The 15,662-nt window shown below is 44.9% G+C and carries 14 protein-coding genes and 1 riboswitch; of the genes, 6 read left to right on the top strand and 8 right to left on the bottom strand.

The window, feature by feature from the left end:
• The first annotated feature begins 2 nt into the window (after window positions 1–2).
• The 5 genes from V5G21_RS17545 (at window position 3) to thiD (ending at window position 2,713) form a co-directional block, all read left to right on the top strand.
• The gene (locus V5G21_RS17545; protein ID WP_011246475.1) at window positions 3–491 is read left to right on the top strand and encodes a Na+/H+ antiporter subunit E; all 489 of its coding nucleotides are present in this window, start codon (window positions 3–5) and stop codon (window positions 489–491) included.
• On the top strand, window positions 484–759 hold the full coding sequence (locus V5G21_RS17540) for a Na(+)/H(+) antiporter subunit F1 (protein WP_011246474.1): 276 nt from the start codon (window positions 484–486) through the stop codon (window positions 757–759). Before V5G21_RS17545 ends, V5G21_RS17540 begins: the two co-directional genes overlap by 8 nt.
• Window positions 746–1,168 (top strand): monovalent cation/H(+) antiporter subunit G, encoded by a 423-nt coding sequence (mnhG, locus tag V5G21_RS17535; protein ID WP_095255071.1) that lies wholly within the window; start codon window positions 746–748, stop codon window positions 1,166–1,168. The genes V5G21_RS17540 and mnhG overlap by 14 nt, the downstream gene beginning before the upstream one ends.
• A gap of 240 nt (window positions 1,169–1,408) precedes the next feature.
• A complete protein-coding gene (locus tag V5G21_RS17530) occupies window positions 1,409–1,684 on the top strand; it encodes an HU family DNA-binding protein (RefSeq protein WP_011246472.1) in 276 nt (91 codons plus the stop codon).
• Between the two features lie 17 nt (window positions 1,685–1,701).
• Window positions 1,702–1,800, top strand: a riboswitch (TPP riboswitch).
• A gap of 85 nt (window positions 1,801–1,885) precedes the next feature.
• A complete protein-coding gene (gene thiD / locus V5G21_RS17525) occupies window positions 1,886–2,713 on the top strand; it encodes a bifunctional hydroxymethylpyrimidine kinase/phosphomethylpyrimidine kinase (protein ID WP_011246471.1) in 828 nt (275 codons plus the stop codon).
• Here thiD and V5G21_RS21480 read toward each other — a convergent pair.
• Window positions 2,703–2,933: a WYL domain-containing protein gene (locus V5G21_RS21480; RefSeq protein WP_350006515.1), complete on the bottom strand. Its 231-nt coding sequence runs from the start codon at window positions 2,931–2,933 to the stop codon at window positions 2,703–2,705. The genes thiD and V5G21_RS21480 overlap by 11 nt on opposite strands.
• A 350-nt stretch (window positions 2,934–3,283) precedes the next feature.
• On the opposite strand from V5G21_RS21480, the gene V5G21_RS17520 reads away from it, so the two are divergent.
• Window positions 3,284–4,945 carry a BCCT family transporter gene (locus V5G21_RS17520; protein ID WP_011246470.1) on the top strand — a complete coding sequence of 554 codons (1,662 nt, stop codon included), beginning with the start codon at window positions 3,284–3,286 and terminating at the stop codon, window positions 4,943–4,945.
• Between the two features lie 75 nt (window positions 4,946–5,020).
• On the opposite strand, the gene V5G21_RS17515 is transcribed toward V5G21_RS17520, so the two are convergent.
• The 7 genes from V5G21_RS17515 to V5G21_RS17485 form a co-directional block, all read right to left on the bottom strand.
• Complete coding sequence (locus V5G21_RS17515; protein ID WP_011246469.1) at window positions 5,021–6,226, bottom strand: nitrate/nitrite transporter; 1,206 nt, start codon at window positions 6,224–6,226, stop codon at window positions 5,021–5,023.
• Entirely contained in the window at window positions 6,223–8,382 is a 2,160-nt protein-coding gene (gene nasC, locus V5G21_RS17510) for an assimilatory nitrate reductase catalytic subunit NasC (protein WP_011246468.1), read from the bottom strand. The genes V5G21_RS17515 and nasC overlap by 4 nt, the downstream gene beginning before the upstream one ends.
• A 111-nt stretch (window positions 8,383–8,493) precedes the next feature.
• A complete protein-coding gene (nirB, locus tag V5G21_RS17505; protein WP_011246467.1) occupies window positions 8,494–10,722 on the bottom strand; it encodes a nitrite reductase large subunit NirB in 2,229 nt (742 codons plus the stop codon).
• Between the two features lie 23 nt (window positions 10,723–10,745).
• Window positions 10,746–11,069 carry a nitrite reductase small subunit NirD gene (gene nirD, locus V5G21_RS17500; protein ID WP_011246466.1) on the bottom strand — a complete coding sequence of 108 codons (324 nt, stop codon included), beginning with the start codon at window positions 11,067–11,069 and terminating at the stop codon, window positions 10,746–10,748.
• Window positions 11,069–13,510: a nitrite reductase large subunit NirB gene (gene nirB, locus V5G21_RS17495; protein ID WP_338464980.1), complete on the bottom strand. Its 2,442-nt coding sequence runs from the start codon at window positions 13,508–13,510 to the stop codon at window positions 11,069–11,071. Before nirB (V5G21_RS17495) ends, nirD begins: the two co-directional genes overlap by 1 nt.
• Window positions 13,511–13,551: 41 nt before the next feature.
• Window positions 13,552–14,925, bottom strand: coding sequence for a uroporphyrinogen-III C-methyltransferase (gene cobA, locus V5G21_RS17490; RefSeq protein WP_011246464.1), 1,374 nt, complete (start codon window positions 14,923–14,925; stop codon window positions 13,552–13,554).
• A gap of 209 nt (window positions 14,926–15,134) precedes the next feature.
• Window positions 15,135–15,485: a hypothetical protein gene (locus V5G21_RS17485; protein WP_011246463.1), complete on the bottom strand. Its 351-nt coding sequence runs from the start codon at window positions 15,483–15,485 to the stop codon at window positions 15,135–15,137.
• Window positions 15,486–15,662 lie beyond the last annotated feature (177 nt).

Here is a 15,662-nt window from a genome sequence, read left to right as displayed (position 1 = left end):
AAATGGCGTTTCAATTAATCATAAATACGTTAGTTGCGTTTTTGTGGATGCTCTTTCAAAACAGTTTTACCGCCCAAACTTTCGTTTTTGGTTATGTCATAGGGATGCTTGTCGTTCTTTGTTTAATCCGTTTTAAAGGCCGCTATTTTTACATGCTTCGCGTTTGGTCTTTTTTAAAGCTAATGGGTGTGTTTGCCAAGGAATTGACGGTTGCCAACCTGGATGTTGCCAAAATTGTCATCAGCCCTAAAATGAACATTGCTCCTGGGATCATTGCCGTGCCAACTGAACTGGAGACGAGGGTGGAAAAAACATTGTTTGCCGTCATGATGACATTGACACCAGGAACGATGTCGATTGAGTTTTCAGAAGACGGTCGCTACATTTTTGTCCATGCCTTAAATGCCGAAGACAAAGATGGGCTGGTTAAGCAAGCAAAAGATACATTTGAGGCTGGCATTTTGGAGGTGACCCGTCGCTATCATGTTTAATTTGTTGCTCTCTATTGCTTTAGTCATACTAAGCCTAGCCGCGCTCCTTTGTTTTGTCCGTGCCCTTCTTGGACCAACCAATCATGACCGCATTGTGGCGCTTGATACCGTTGGCATCTTATTAATTGGCTTTGTCGGCATCTTAATGATTCTTCAAGACACACGCGCCTATACCGAAATTCTTCTCGTCGTAGGCATTCTCGCTTTTGTAGGCTCAGCCGCCATGGCGAAATTTCTTGAAAGGGGGAATTTGTTTGACGACGATTGAATGGCTAATCGCAGTTTTGGCATTACTAGGATCTATTTTCGGCTTCCTTTCTGCTGTCGGCATCGTTCGATTGCCTGATGTGTACTCCCGTCTCCATGCGACGGGAAAAAATTCGACATTTGGCATTATGATGATCATGGCCGCTGTATTCCTCTACTTTTTTGTATTAAAAGGCGAGTTTATTGGCAAGTTGTTGTTAACGATTCTATTTGTGTTTATTACGGTGCCGATTGCAGCATTAATGATTTCTCGATCCGCTTACCGTATAGGCATTCCGATGGACGCTTCCACTGTTTGTGATGAAATGAAGCCTTTTTATGACAAAGAAAAGAAAACATATGCGAACAACAGCAAACAGACAACAAATGAAAATCCTACAAAACCATTACCTACAGAAAATAGGCCCTAAATAAAAGGACACGTTTGATGACAAGAATAGTGCTGAATTTGGGGAAAAACGTTACAAAGTGATTAAAAATCAGGTGTTCAGCCTTATTTTGGCCTTTAAGTCTTGACACAACAAGGATTCATGAGTAAATTAAGGGCAGGCATTGTCGCTATAAGCCGCACACAGCGAATATAGCAATATGTTGGTCTGTAAGAAGAAAAGAATGAAACAACTTTACGATAAGAAAAGGAGTTTTTTAAGATGAACAAAACAGATTTAATCAATGCAGTATCAGAACAAGCAGAAATCTCTAAAAAAGACGCTTCCAAAGCAGTTGACGCTGTTTTTAATGGCATTACGGAATCACTCGTAAAAGGAGCAAAAGTACAACTCGTCGGTTTTGGTAGCTTTGAAGTCCGCGAGCGTTCTGCTCGTAAAGGCCGCAACCCGCAAACTGGCGAAGAAATTGAAATCCCAGCAACAAAAAACCCTGCTTTCAAGCCAGGTAAACAGTTAAAAGACGCTGTTAACGAGTAAAACAACAGCAAACACATAGATTCCACTAGGGGTGCTTCGTGCTGAGAAAAGGTTCGCCTTTAACTCTTCAACCTGATCTAGTTCATACTAGCGTAGGGAAGTGGAAACGTAAAAAATACATTTGTTTTTTTTACATTACAACAGTCGCCTCCACAAGTACGGGCGGCTGTTTTTTTATTTTAGACAGAAAGGATGATGGCGTTGTCGACGATTTATCGCGCTTTAACGATCGCTGGAACCGATCCTACAGGAGGAGCTGGCATTCAAGCCGATCTCAAGACGTTTCAAGAACTAGAAGTGTATGGAATGAGCGTGATTACCTCGCTAGTGGCGCAAAATACGACAGGTGTGCGGGCTATCCACCACGTACCCCTTGAATTCATCGACCAGCAGTTCCAAGCGGTTGTCGATGATATTTACCCAAGCGCTATTAAAACAGGCATGATCGCGCTCCCAGAAATGATGGAACTCCTGCAACAACAACTAAATTCCCACAAAAACGTCCCTTATGTTTGCGACCCAGTGATGATGGCCAAAAACGGCGACCCATTGCTAGAAAAGCATGTGCGCGCTAAGCTTCGCGAGACACTTGTGCCTTTAGCAACAATTGTCACACCTAATATTGCTGAAGCGGAAGATTTAATTGACATGCAAATTGATGATATTGACGATATGGAAAAAGCAGCCATACGGATTGTTAAAGAATTAGGGGCACAAAGCGTTGTTGTAAAAGGGGGAAGTTTAACAGGCGATGCGGTTGATGTGTTTTACAGTAGAGAGACTGGATTGTTTAAATTGGATGCGCCCCGTACGGATACAAAACACACACATGGGACAGGCTGTACCTTCTCAGCAGCGATTTGTGCCCAATTGGCTAAAGGCATAGCGCTATTGGATGCAGTCCAAAAAGCAAAAGCTTTTACAGCAGATGCCATTACTTGGTCTTTACAAATTGGGAATGGCTATGGTCCAACCAACCATTGGGGTCATCGACTTAATGGGTTACCAGGCAAAAACGTTAACCAATAAGGGAACGATTCCCGCGTTTATTTGTCAACCAAGCGCATGAGAGAATATGGTCCAGTGCAAAGGCTCGATACGCATTTTTTAAATGGCAATAACAAAAAACATGCGTCTCGGTAACGGTGTATACTGTAACTTCCCTTTGGGTTAGCTTTTTATTTTTTGCTTCATAGATGAGTTCTACCCGCCCTTGCTCAGTAGCAGCTCTGTTTAATAACCGGATCATCATAATCACACTCCTTTTGATTATTATTATAACGATCGAACGAATGTTCGTCAACAAAAAAACAGAATGTTTGTTCGTTGTATTTTCTCCCGCATCTTACTAAGAAAGATGCGGGCTTTCTGTTTTAACAATCATTCATTGTGGGTAAATCCTCCTTGCCTCTCATTCCTTCTTCCTAAGCTCAACTATCTATTTTCATCGCTTTTTGTTCGAGTTCATAGACGCATACATGGGAGTTAAGTATAATGGGAAAAGTATTTGGAAATCACCTCCCAGGTTATAAACGCGAATAAATGGGTAAGTAAAGTTTATTCCGTCATCACAGTTGATTTAAAACAAGGAGCGCATCAATGAATTCAAATGACACACGAACGAAGATTGACCCCGTATTTTACTGGGTGCTTGGCATCCTCCTTATCTTTATTGTTGTTGGCATCTCTGCTCCAGCGCGCCTTGAAGCGATTACAGCCGCTGCCCAGGCCTTTATCGCCGATCGGTTTGGCTGGTATTATTTAATCGTCGTTACCTTCTTTTTGCTTGTATGCCTCTTTTTTATCTTTAGCCCTTATGGAAAGATACGTTTAGGCAAAGATGAAGACCGTCCTGAATACAGTTACTTAACATGGTTTGCTTTCTTATTTAGCGCAGGACTCGGCGTCGGGCTTCTGTTTTTCGGAGCTGCCGAACCAATTGCTCATTATGCAGTGAGCTCACCGACTGTAGAAGAAGGAACGGGAGCAGCTGCGCTAGAGTCCATGAAGTACGTATTTCTCCATTGGGGTTTTCATGGTTGGGCCATTTATGCAATTGTGGCGATTTGTTTGGCTTACTTTAATTTCCGCAAAGAACAGCCTGGCCTGATTAGCGCAGCGTTGTCGCCATTAATTAATCCAAATGGCTTCTTTGGCAAAACGATTGATGTGATCGCTATTATTGCCACATTGTCAGGAATTGCAACGACGCTCGGATTTGGGGCCGCTCAAATGAACGGCGGCATTTCCTTCCTGACAAACTTAGAAAACAGCTTTATGCTCCAGTTAGCGATTATTGTTGTGATTACCGTGCTCTTTCTTATTTCAGCAAGTACAGGGCTTGATAAGGGAATCCGCATTTTAAGTATTGTCAATATGACACTTGTCGTGCTTATGTTGCTGTTTTTCGCCGTGTTTGGTGCAACCATGTACTCGTTAAACCTTTTCACAAATACACTTGGCCAGTACATACAATCCTTGCCTGAACTTAGTTTTACGATTGCGCCAAACAGTGCAGAACACCGTGCTTGGATTAACGCGTGGACCTTGTTTTATTGGGCCTGGTGGATGGCATGGTCCCCTTACGTTGGTACATTCATTGCCCGCGTATCGCGAGGACGGACACTGCGAGAATTCGTCATTGGCGTACTGCTAGTCCCATCGCTGCTAGGCTTTGTTTGGTTTTCATTTTTAGGGGGGACATCGATTGCTGCCGAGTCTTCGGGGGCTGCCGCTATTTCAACATTAGCTGATGAAGAGATGTTGTTTGGCGTGCTAAGTACAATGCCCTTTAGTACCATTACATCCTTTATAACGATCTTTTTAATCGCTGTATTTTTTATTACGTCAGCTGATTCAGCCACATTTGTGCTAGGTAGCCAGTCTACAAAAGGATCATTAAATCCAGCTAACAAAATTAAAATAACATGGGGCCTGTTAATGTCAGCAACGGCCGCTGTTCTTCTCTATAGCGGCGGCCTGCAAGCATTGCAAAACACAATGATTGTCGTGGCGTTTCCTTTTTCGATTATCATCGTGCTTATGGTCATTTCTCTTTTAAAAGCATTGCGCCAAGAAAGACTAAAAGAGCAGGTCAAAGAGCGGCGGCTACGTCGTGAACTCGTTGAGCTCCGCAACTTCAAAAACAAGCATGAACGTGAAGAGAAAAAACGTTTAAAACAGGAACAAAAAAAACAGCACAAACGTGCCGTGCCAAAAAGCAATCACCAGAAAACCAAACCACCAAAAAAGAACGATTAACAATCGATACAGACAAACCGTCACCAATAAAACAGAGGCCAGCGTTCGCTGGCCTCCATTTTATCTTCAAGTCGCTTAAATAGACGTCGTCTGCTTTGTCTCTGTCCACGCCTTCTTCCATGAGTGCTGAGCAAACAGTAACAGCCCAAGGGCGAAACAGGCAGAAAGGGCGAACAGAAGAAATCCGCTAGCGTACGTCCCCGTTATATCCTTAAACAAGCCGAGAATATTTGGCAAGAAAAAGCCGCCAACGCCTCCAGCAGCTCCAACGATGCCAGTTACCATGCCGATTTCTTTATGGAAACGCTGCGGGACAAGTTGAAACACAGCACCGTTGCCCATGCCGAGGCAGCCCATGCCTATAAATAACACAGTAAGAGCAAACGCAATCGGCGGGAGAAAACTAACGGCAAACATACAAAGGGCTACGCCAACAAAAAGCACAGTAAGCAAGCGAGCACCGCCAATTTTGTCTGCAATCAACCCGCCAATTGGGCGCAATAAGCTGCCGGCAGCAACGACAAGTGTGACAAACTCCCCTGCTCTGACCCCTGAAACAGCATACTGGTTTACAAAGAAATAGCTTAAAAAGCTTGACAAGCCTACAAATCCACCAAATGTAACACTGTAAAGCAAGCAAAAGTACCATGTATCACGCTCTTGGAATACACGGAAATACGCTTTTAACGGCTTTGGAGCTGGCTGGTTTGGTGGCTCCTTCGCCATCAGGATGTAAGAGATGAGCACAAGGGAAAGAGGAATAAGCGCTAGTCCCATCACCCCATTCCAACCAACAATTTCTGCCAGCCTTGGCCCGAACAATGTAGCAAATAAGGTACCACTATTTCCGGCTCCTGCTATGCCCATTGCTACTCCTTGTAAATGAGGGGGGTACCACCGGCTAGCCATTGGCAGCGAAGCAGAAAAACTAGCACCCGCAACGCCAAGCAGCAGCCCGATCGCGATCAATTCTGACAAGCTCGTACCAAATAGCCAGCCCCACAACAGCGGTACCATCGTTACAACCATGCCTGCTATGCTCGTCTTTTTTGGCCCATAACGATCTGTCAAAATGCCAACAAGGATGCGGAAAACAGAGCCTGCTAAAATCGGAATCCCGACAATGAACCCAATTTGTGAAGCACTCAAGCCAAAATCAGCAGTAATGTATGCGCCAAGGGCACCAAGCAATACCCAAATCATAAAGCTTACATCGAAATATAAAAAAGCGGAAAACAACGAAGGCGCATGCCCGCTTTTGCGTAACTCAGAAAGTTTCATGTTCCCAACACTCCTTCCATTTGCTCATGAACAACTAATGGTTCAGCCCTTACTGCGCTGACTTTAAAAGCTGGCATGCGGCAATCAGGGTCTAAATTGCCTGTAATTATACGATTGACGTTTTGTTTGCCACTCCAGTGAAAAGGGACAAATACAGTATCTTCACGAATCGTTTCCGTAAAGTGACAACGGACGATCATACTGCCTTGTTTGGTAGTCAGCTTGATAAGCGTTCGATCAGCAATTCCATGCTTTTTAGCGGTTTCTGGATGCATTTCTACAAAAGATTCAAAGTTTCGTGCCATAAGGGAGGCGCTATTTCGTGTCTGTACGCCAGTCAAATAGTGAGCAAGCACTCTGCCCGTCGTTAAATAAAGAGGGTAATCTCGACTTGGTTTTTCTTTTGGTACAGGCGCGTCGTTCGGAACAACGGTCATAAGCGCTTTTTTGTTTGGCCGATAAAAACAATCCGTAAATAACAGTGGCGTCCCTGGATGTTCTAGGCTAGGGCATGGCCAAAAAATCCCCTTTTCTTTCCTAAGCCGCTCATACGTAATTCCATAGTAATCAGCGATTCCACCTTTGCTGGCCATTCTTAATTCAGTAAAAATGTCTTCCGCGCAGGAATAGGAAAAATCAGTTCCTTTGCCAAGAACAGCCGCAATGTTACAGATAATTTGCCAATCATGGCGGGCTTCCCCATAAGGAGGCATACTGGCTTCACGCAGTGTCACTCTGCCTTCGACATTTGTCATCGTGCCTTCATCTTCCAAATAAGAAGTGGACGGCAAGATCAAGTCAGCAAGCTGAGCTGTTTCAGAAACAAATAAGTCGACAGCGACCAGAAATTTCAGCTTTTTTAAAGCATTTTTGACAAAATCGGCCTGTGGATGGGATACGACCGGATTGGAGCACATTAAAAACATTCCGGTAATTTCCCCCTTGTCTGCTTTTTTCATCATTTCAAAAGCCGAGACACCCTTCCTTGGCAACTGTTCAGGTGAAATCCCCCAAATAGCGGCAATATGAGCGCGATGCTCTTCATTTTCGATTGAACGGTATCCTGGAAGCTGATCGGCTTTTTGACCATGTTCCCTTGCCCCTTGGCCATTACTTTGTCCTGTAACCGCGGCAAATCCACATGAGTGTTTGCCTAACTTCCCTGTAGCGATTAGAACATTCAGGAAATTACGGACAGCCATGGAGCCGTTTGTTTGCTGCTCAACGCCCCTTGCCGTAAAAATCATCCCTGTTCTTGCCTTAGCAAACGTTTCAGCAGCCTTGGTGATCACATCGCCGCTGACCCCTGTTTGCTCGGCTATGTTTTCAAGTTTGAGCTTGGCAATATGGGCTTTGACTTCCGCAAACCCTTCAACCCGTTTTTGGATGAAAGCGGCATCTTCGTAGCCACCTTCTAAGATACATTTCAATAACCCATTTGCTAAAGCAGCGTCTGTACCAGGTTTTAGCTTTATATGCAAGTCAGCCAGCTGTGCAGTTGCCGTTTCCCTTGGATCAACGACGATAAGAAAAGCGCCGTTCTTTTTCGCTTGTTCAATGTAAGGCATCAGCGTTGGTTGGCATTCAGCTAAATTGGTCCCTACCAACATCAGACATTCCGCAAACAGAACGTCTTCAAGGGAATTGGTTAAGCCTCTATCTATTCCAAATGCTGTTGTAGCAGCGGAGGCAGCAGCCGACATACAGAGCCGGCCATTATAGTCAATATGCCTTGTTTTCAAGGCTACACGGGCAAACTTACCGAGCAAATATGCTTCTTCATTTGTAATTGAGGCGCTTCCATATACGGCCATTGCATCATGCCCATCTTCTTGCTGAATTGCTTGAACGTTTTCGGCGATTTGTTTCAGTGCTTCATCCCAACTAATCGGCAGCCATTTTCCATTTACTTTGGCCAGCGGTTGTGTAAGCCGATCGGGATGAAAGGCGTGTTGGTGAGCATTCAGCCCTTTTACACATAAACGGCCTTTTGACGTGGGGTTCTCTATGCCAACAACGTCGTATGATGTTTCCTGTCCATGCTTACGCTCAATCAATTGCATCTTGCATTGTACACTGCAAAAAGGGCATTGGCTGTTATAGACGATTTTACGATTAGGCGGTTGTCTTTTTTCTTGCAAATATCCCGACTGCATTCGAGTACAATCCCTCCACTCCAAATTTTTATCTCTTTAAACGACTGGCATTCGTTCCGCATGCTCATGGCTAACTGCCGTTATTTCCGCTAGCTGTTTATTTAATTTTGCCTAGCAAGCAGCGTCAAACACGACTTCGCGAACATGGACCGCGCCTTTACGGACAAGCCAAGCATGGATATTTTCACTGTACTGCGCTGATTGCCTAAAGTATTGCAGCAAAGCGCAAACAAGTTGAAAGGTTCCTTCAACGGAGTCGTTCGAACAAAATAATTCAGAACCAATCGCTACTTCCCAATTTAATGGCGACCGAGAGAGACGAATAGCAGCGAGCTCGTGTCGACGAGCAGCTAACGTAACGCATACTTCTGTTTCCGCAGGAAAAGGCACACAGTTAAATAAATCGAGCAGTCTTTCAGCCAAGTGCCTCCCTTCCGGCCAGTTATAGTGGCTGTCATCAATAGCAACCTGCAAACGCTTGCCTGCCAAAACAGCAGGAGGCATATCAAGCTGTTCAAAGACGTAAGGCAGTTGCTTTTCCGTCAACCCTTTCAGCTGCACTTGGTTGCGTGCTGAAAAATCAATTCTCGGCACTTGCAGTTCCTCAGCCATTAGGGCAAATTGTTTTAATTGGTCAGTGCTCAATCTACCAGCAATGTGTGGAAGTGTAATCGTATAACTGCCATCGTTTTCTTGTTTACCATTCCGTTCCTTTGGTGCTCCCCCAGGAAAGAACAATCCGGCATAATAAGCAGACACTTCTCGGCAGACTCGGCACCCATTTTTGTTTTTCCAACCTAGCTTTTCGCTCATGTCAGAAAACACAACGAGCCGTTTCTCGGCGATTGATTGGGCGACTTGTTGTTCGGTTAGCGACGTGCATGGGCACAACGGTTTTCTTTCGGCTATATCGACAGTCGCTTGCAACTGTCCATGCTTAAAGCTTTCTAGCATAGCGGCCACTCTGACCTCGCATCCACCGCATGAACTTGCCGCTTTCGTTCCCGCTTTTATCTGTGCAATTGTGTGCTGTCCGGCTGCCATTGCGCTCATAATGTCGCCCTTTGATACAGCATTACAATTGCAAATGAGATGGGAAGCTGGCAGAGAGGCTAGCTCTCGTTCAAATGCTGTTCCATCTTCTGTTAATAGTTGCGTCTTCTCGTCATCTGACAATGGCGTGTTTGCCCGAATCAACTGCAACAGCTGGTCGCTTTGTCGCGTATTGCCAAACAATACTGCCCCGGCAAGGCAATCCTCTTTAAACAGAAGCTTCTTGTACTGACCCGTAATTTCGTTTAAAGTTTTCAAAACAGTACAAGTGCCAGAACAGGTTGTTTCGCCTGCAGAAAAGACGTTTACTCCTGATATTTTCAATTGCGTCGCTAACACAGTGCCATTATAATACAGGCCTGGCAGTCCACAAAGCTCACGGGCCAGCACTTTTGCTTGTTCATATAAGGGGGCCACTAACCCATAGCTGATTCCGTTATGTTCGGCACATTCGCCGACGGCATACACACCTGAAACGTCCGTGCGTAGACGATCATCAACAACAATTCCTCGCTTTGTTGGAATGTTGCTTTCCTTGGCAATGGCAATGTTCGGCTGGACGCCAGCTGCCATGACAACAAAATCAGCAGAAAGAGTCGTTCCATCATGAAAAAGAAGACCTGTTACCCGCTCCTCGCCGCTAATTTCCGCTGTTTGTTTTTGTAACAAAAAGTGAATCCCTTTGCTCTCAAGGCTCTGTTTCAACAGCCGGGCTGCCGTTTCGTCGAGCTGGCGCTCCATAATTCGGTCAGAAAGATGAATGACGCTTACGTCGACGCCTAAATGAGCCAGCCCTTGGGCGGCTTCAAGACCAAGCAAACCGCCCCCAATGACAGCCGCTTTTTGGTAACGAGTCGACCATTCAGTTAACCGTTCACAATCACGGATTGTGCGAAAAACAAATACGCCTTCTTTCTCCACTCCTGGCACTGGAAGGACAAAAGGTTCCGAACCAGTAGCGATCACTAGCTTGTCGTAAGCAAGTTCCCCTTTGTCGGTATATACTTTCTGGGCAACGGGATCGATTCTGGTCGCTTCCTCACCTAATCGCAGCTCAATGCCATGGTCAACATACCATTGGAACGGATGGATACCAATGCTGTGAAGCGTCTGTTTCCCTTGCAAAACGGAGGAAAGCAAGATGCGGTTATAGCTCGGGCGGTCTTCTTCTGATAGAATCGTAATCGCAAATTGGCGCGGAGCAAGTTTTAACACTTCCTCTACCACGCGGACGCCTGCCATGCCATTGCCAATAAGGACGAGGCGCTGTCTTGACTCCGAGCCCATCCAATCACTCCTTTTAACAAGCATTAAATAAACACGTAAATATTATCTCCTTCAACTTTCACAGTAAAACAAGCTACATTTCCTTGGTCTCCACCTTGCGCGCTGCCCGTTTTCATGCAAATTTTCCAATCATGTAGCGGGCAATAAACATAATTTCCACTAACGATGCCTTCGGACAGTGGCCCGCCTTTATGAGGACATTTATTGTCAAGGACCCGGACGGAACCATCCTCTTGCATAAATAAAGCAAGCTCCCTCCCTTCGATTTCAACTTTCTTGCCTAAACCGACCGTCAGCTCATTTCGGTTAGCGACAAACACTTTTCTACCCGCTTCCACGAATGCCATCACATACCTCCTCCCTGTTTAACAGCAATTTTTTTCTTTTCAAACAATTGATTCTGCTTTTCTTCACTCTCAACAATTTCCGTCCACGGATCTTTGTGCCTAGATAGCGCCATTTCCATCCGTTCGATTAGCGCTGCTCGTTCGATGCTGTCGTCGAAAATCACTTTTTTAATTGATTCAAGCCCGACTCGCTCAATCCAATGGGAAGTCCGTTCTAAATAGGTGGCTTGTTCCCGATAATATTGCAAAAATGCACTGATCGTTTCCATTACTTCTTCATTCGTTTCCACTTTGCAAAGCAGCTCAGCGCTTCTTAAATCAACGCCTCCATTCCCGCCTACATAGATTTCCCATGCTCCTTCTACACCCACAATTCCAACATCTTTTATTCCTGATTCCGCACAATTACGCGGGCAAGCGGAAACAGCCATTTTTACTTTATGGGGCGTATTCAGGCCCTCATATTTTTTCTCAATTTCGATTCCAAGGCTAATCGAGTCCTGTGTGCCAAAACGGCAAAAATCTTCACCAACGCACGTTTTGACTGTCCGCAATGTTTTGCCATACGCATAGCCGGAGCGCATCCCTAAATCACGCCATACGTTAGGCAATTTTTCTTTTTCGACGCCGAGCAAGTCGATCCGTTGACCGCCGGTGACTTTTAATAAAGGGACATTGTATTTTTCAGCAACATCAGCGATTTTCCGCAGTTGTTCTGGATTGGTCACCCCGCCATACATCCGAGGCACAACAGAGAACGTGCCGTCTTTCTGGATATTGGCGTGGACCCGTTCATTAACAAACCGTGAATGAGCATCATCCGTATAATCAAGGGGGCTAATGAGACCTAGATAGTAGTTGAGAGCGGGGCGGCACTTTGAACAGCCTTCCTCTGACTTCCAACCAAGCACGCTCATGACTTCTCGAACATAGGACAAGCCCATTTCCCTGATCGAGGCTACCACTGCTTCATGGGTTAATTCCGTACAGCCGCAAAGAGGTTCTGGTTTTGCCATTATGTCCGTTCCTGTTGTGAGTGCCAACAATTCAGCTACTTCCGGCTTGCAGCCACCACAAGACCTTGACGCATTCGTACATTGCCTTATTTCTGCTACCGTAGAAAGCCCCTGCTCTTTAATTGCACAGACAATCTCGCCTTTGCTTACACCGTTACAGCCGCAAATCGTTTCTTCGTCTGCCATTGTAGCTACTACTGATGGACTGCTGTCATTCGTCTCAGATGGGAACAGTGCCGCTTTACTTATGGCCGAAATGTCTTCCCCAGACCGAATGAGAGAAAGAATTCGATTGGCATCATTGGTGTCGCCAAATAAGACGGCCCCTACAACTTGGTTGTTTTTAACAACTAGCTTTTTGTAGACTCCAGCAAATTCGTCATGGATACGAATCGATTTCGTCTCGTCTTGATCGCGAAACGCCCCTGCGGAAAAGACATTTACCCCTGAAACTTTTAATTTAGTGGAGACGATTGACCCTTTATAGCCGCTGACCTCGTTGCTCGTATTTGTACAGATGTGTTCAGCAAGCACTTTGCCTTGTTCGTACAAGGGAGCAACAAGCCCATAAACGATACCACGGTGTTCAGCACATTCACCAACTGCATATACATCTTCTTCGCTAGTTTCCATATAATCATTGACGACGATTGCTTGATTGACTTTAAGTCCTGATTGCTTAGCCAATTGAACATTCGGACGAATGCCAACAGCCATAACAACTAAATCAGCTTTTATACTTGTTTGGTCACTGAAGGAAATGCCCTTGACCCGTTTGTGGCCATTGATTTTGACCGTTTTCTTATTTAAATGAAACTGCATCCCTTGTTGTTCAAGCTCAGCCTTCAACATCTTTCCTGCATCTGAATCCAGTTGCCGGTCCATTAAATGATCGGCAATATGGATGACATCAACGTCCATTTTTAAGTTCAACAGGCCTCTAGCTGCTTCAAGGCCTAGCAGCCCTGCACCAATGACCACCGCTTTTTGATACGATTTCGCAGCATTGATCATTGATTCGCAATCGGCGATGTTGCGAAACGCAATGACACCTTCTTTCTCTGCTCCAGGCAAAGGGAGCATAAACGGGTCGGAGCCTGTGGCAAAGATCAAACGGTCATAGGTCCGTTTAATGCCACTGGCGCTCCACACTTCTTTTTTGCGACAATCAACTCGTACGACTGCGTCACCTGTAAACAATTCAATTTGGTTTCTTTCATACCAGTCGTAGTCGTTTAAGACGATGTCGCTTACACTTGCGTCGCCTTGAAGAACAGACGACAACAATATTCGATTGTAATTTGGATGGGGTTCTGCACCGAAAACAGTGAATTGAAAACGGCTAGGCTCTCGTTTAATGATTTCTTCGAGTGTGCGGATGCCCGCCATGCCATTGCCAATTAAAACAACCTTTTCTTTATTCACATCTCAAAACTCCTTTTTTTAAAAAAATCCAATTACCTCGTTTAAGACATTGTCTGATCGAGTGGTTGATTGTGCAGAACGACAGAAGCGTACATCGAAAGAGACTTAGCATATGCTTGAACTTGATCGCTCGTCGTTAAAATAGGCAATACAGCTTCATTTGCACATTCTGCTAAAACGAGTCGCAAATCATCAATTTCTTGCTCTGTTTCACAAAAGGCATGAGTTAAGTGGCCTTCTTCTAGCAGACGACGAATCGCAACAGTTATTTTTTGTGGTAACAAGCGGCGGTTAATGGCATCTGTACCAATCACGACAGGCGAAAGAGTTGATTTTTTCGAATAACGCGCCAATTGCAAACCGAGTGAGCGAGCGATTTGCTCCACCTCCTGTGTTCCCGCCATAAGTTGCCCTTGTACAGAACGAATATCATAGCCTTTCTCGCCAAGCTTTGCTAAAAACGCGAACAACACCTCCTTGGCAAAAAACAAGACTGCTTGATTTTTACTAGTTTGAAGCACAGCAGCGATGTCCGTATCAGTAACAATTTTCCCCTTGTTTTGTTGGAGGGGGGCCGCAAAGACATCCGCCCCTTGCGCCCGCAACGTTCCCGTCATTTCAGTTTCTCCTCTTAGCGAAAGTATTCCCATGCCAGAAAGGGGCTTGTGCTCAAACCATGATACAGCCCCACGGACACCGACAACATCGCCGATTAAAATAACAGCAGGATTCGCCAAGTTAGCGTTAGCGACATTGGTCACAATCGTTTCTAGTGTTCCTTCCACGGACCGCTGTCGACTGTATGTGCCCCACTCGACAATGAGCACAGGCGTACCGGCTGGTTTTCCATGTGTCATTAACTGGTCAACAATGGCAGCTAATTGTTTCATGCCCATATAGATCATTAGCGTGTCAACCGATTGAGCAAGTGCTCGCCAATTAGGGGGCTCTTTTTTTTCGTCTCTGTCGCGATAAGCAGTTACGACTGCAAATGAACTGGAAAGCGTTCTATGGGTTGCCGGTACACCTGCATAAATAGAAGCGGCTGTACCCGCTGTCACACCAGGGACAATCTCAAATGGAATGTGGTGAGTTTTTAAATAGGCAGCTTCCTCTCCTACTCTGCCGAATACGGCAGGATCGCCCCCTTTTAAGCGAACAACCGTTTTTCCTTTTTTTGCGTGGACAAGCATTTCTGTTTGGATGTCTCCTTGGCGCAACACATGTTTACACGGCTGCTTGCCTGCATACACCAACTTGGCATGATCGCTAACTTCCATGATGAGCGCAGGATTGGCAAGCCTGTCAAAAATCACAACGTCAGCTTGTTGTAATACCTTTCGTGCTTTAACAGTCAACAGTTCGGCGTCTCCAGGCCCTGCACCGACGAGGTACACCTTTCCTTGTATGGACATGTAAAACTCCTTTTTGATACCTAAAATGATTTCCCCTAGTCTAACGTGGATCGTTTTTCTACTGGCACCGATTGTAATATTTTGTGACATACTAACGTTCGACAAAAGTCGCCGCTGACCCGAACAGCATTATCCCGCTTCTAAATGAAAAACAGGGCTAAGCATGGCTTAGCCCCGTGTTCTTATTTTTGACTATTTCCTTACAACCGTTAACCTTGAACCTCTGGATTTTTTTGGACTTGAGAAACGTTTTTCTTATTGACTAAAGCTAAAATGCCGGCAATAAGCAAGAAAATAAAAGCTAGCGTAAAAAACAATCCATTTAAAAAGAAGCCTGTAACAGAAATAATAATTAATGCAATACCGCTAATGACTCTTAACTTAGGTGCCCATGATAAAAATCCTAAAGCAATCGCTAAAAAGGATAGCCAAAACACAGAGGAACCATCATTTGCCATTGCTTCTTCTCCAAAAGCAACCCCACCAGCCGTCACAAGAAAGCCACTAATGATTCCACAAATGCCTCCGAGAATAGACAGAACTGCAATCCACGTTTTCATTGAAAACCTCCTAAAGTTAGATAAATATTGTAACAGTTCACGTTCCATTTTACATGCATTTACTTATTTTTTCCATTGTTTATTTAAATTTTTCCATGTTTTTATCAATAAAGGTCCGGCCAAAAAGGCTTAACAACTTACAGTAACATATTGCTCTTTCCATGACGAAATGCTTTT

Source organism: Shouchella rhizosphaerae (assembly GCF_036700015.1).
Classification (GTDB): domain Bacteria; phylum Bacillota; class Bacilli; order Bacillales; family Bacillaceae_D; genus Shouchella; species Shouchella rhizosphaerae.
The sequence above is the reverse complement of the archived record's forward strand: the minus strand, read 5'-3'. Positions and strand labels throughout refer to the sequence as shown.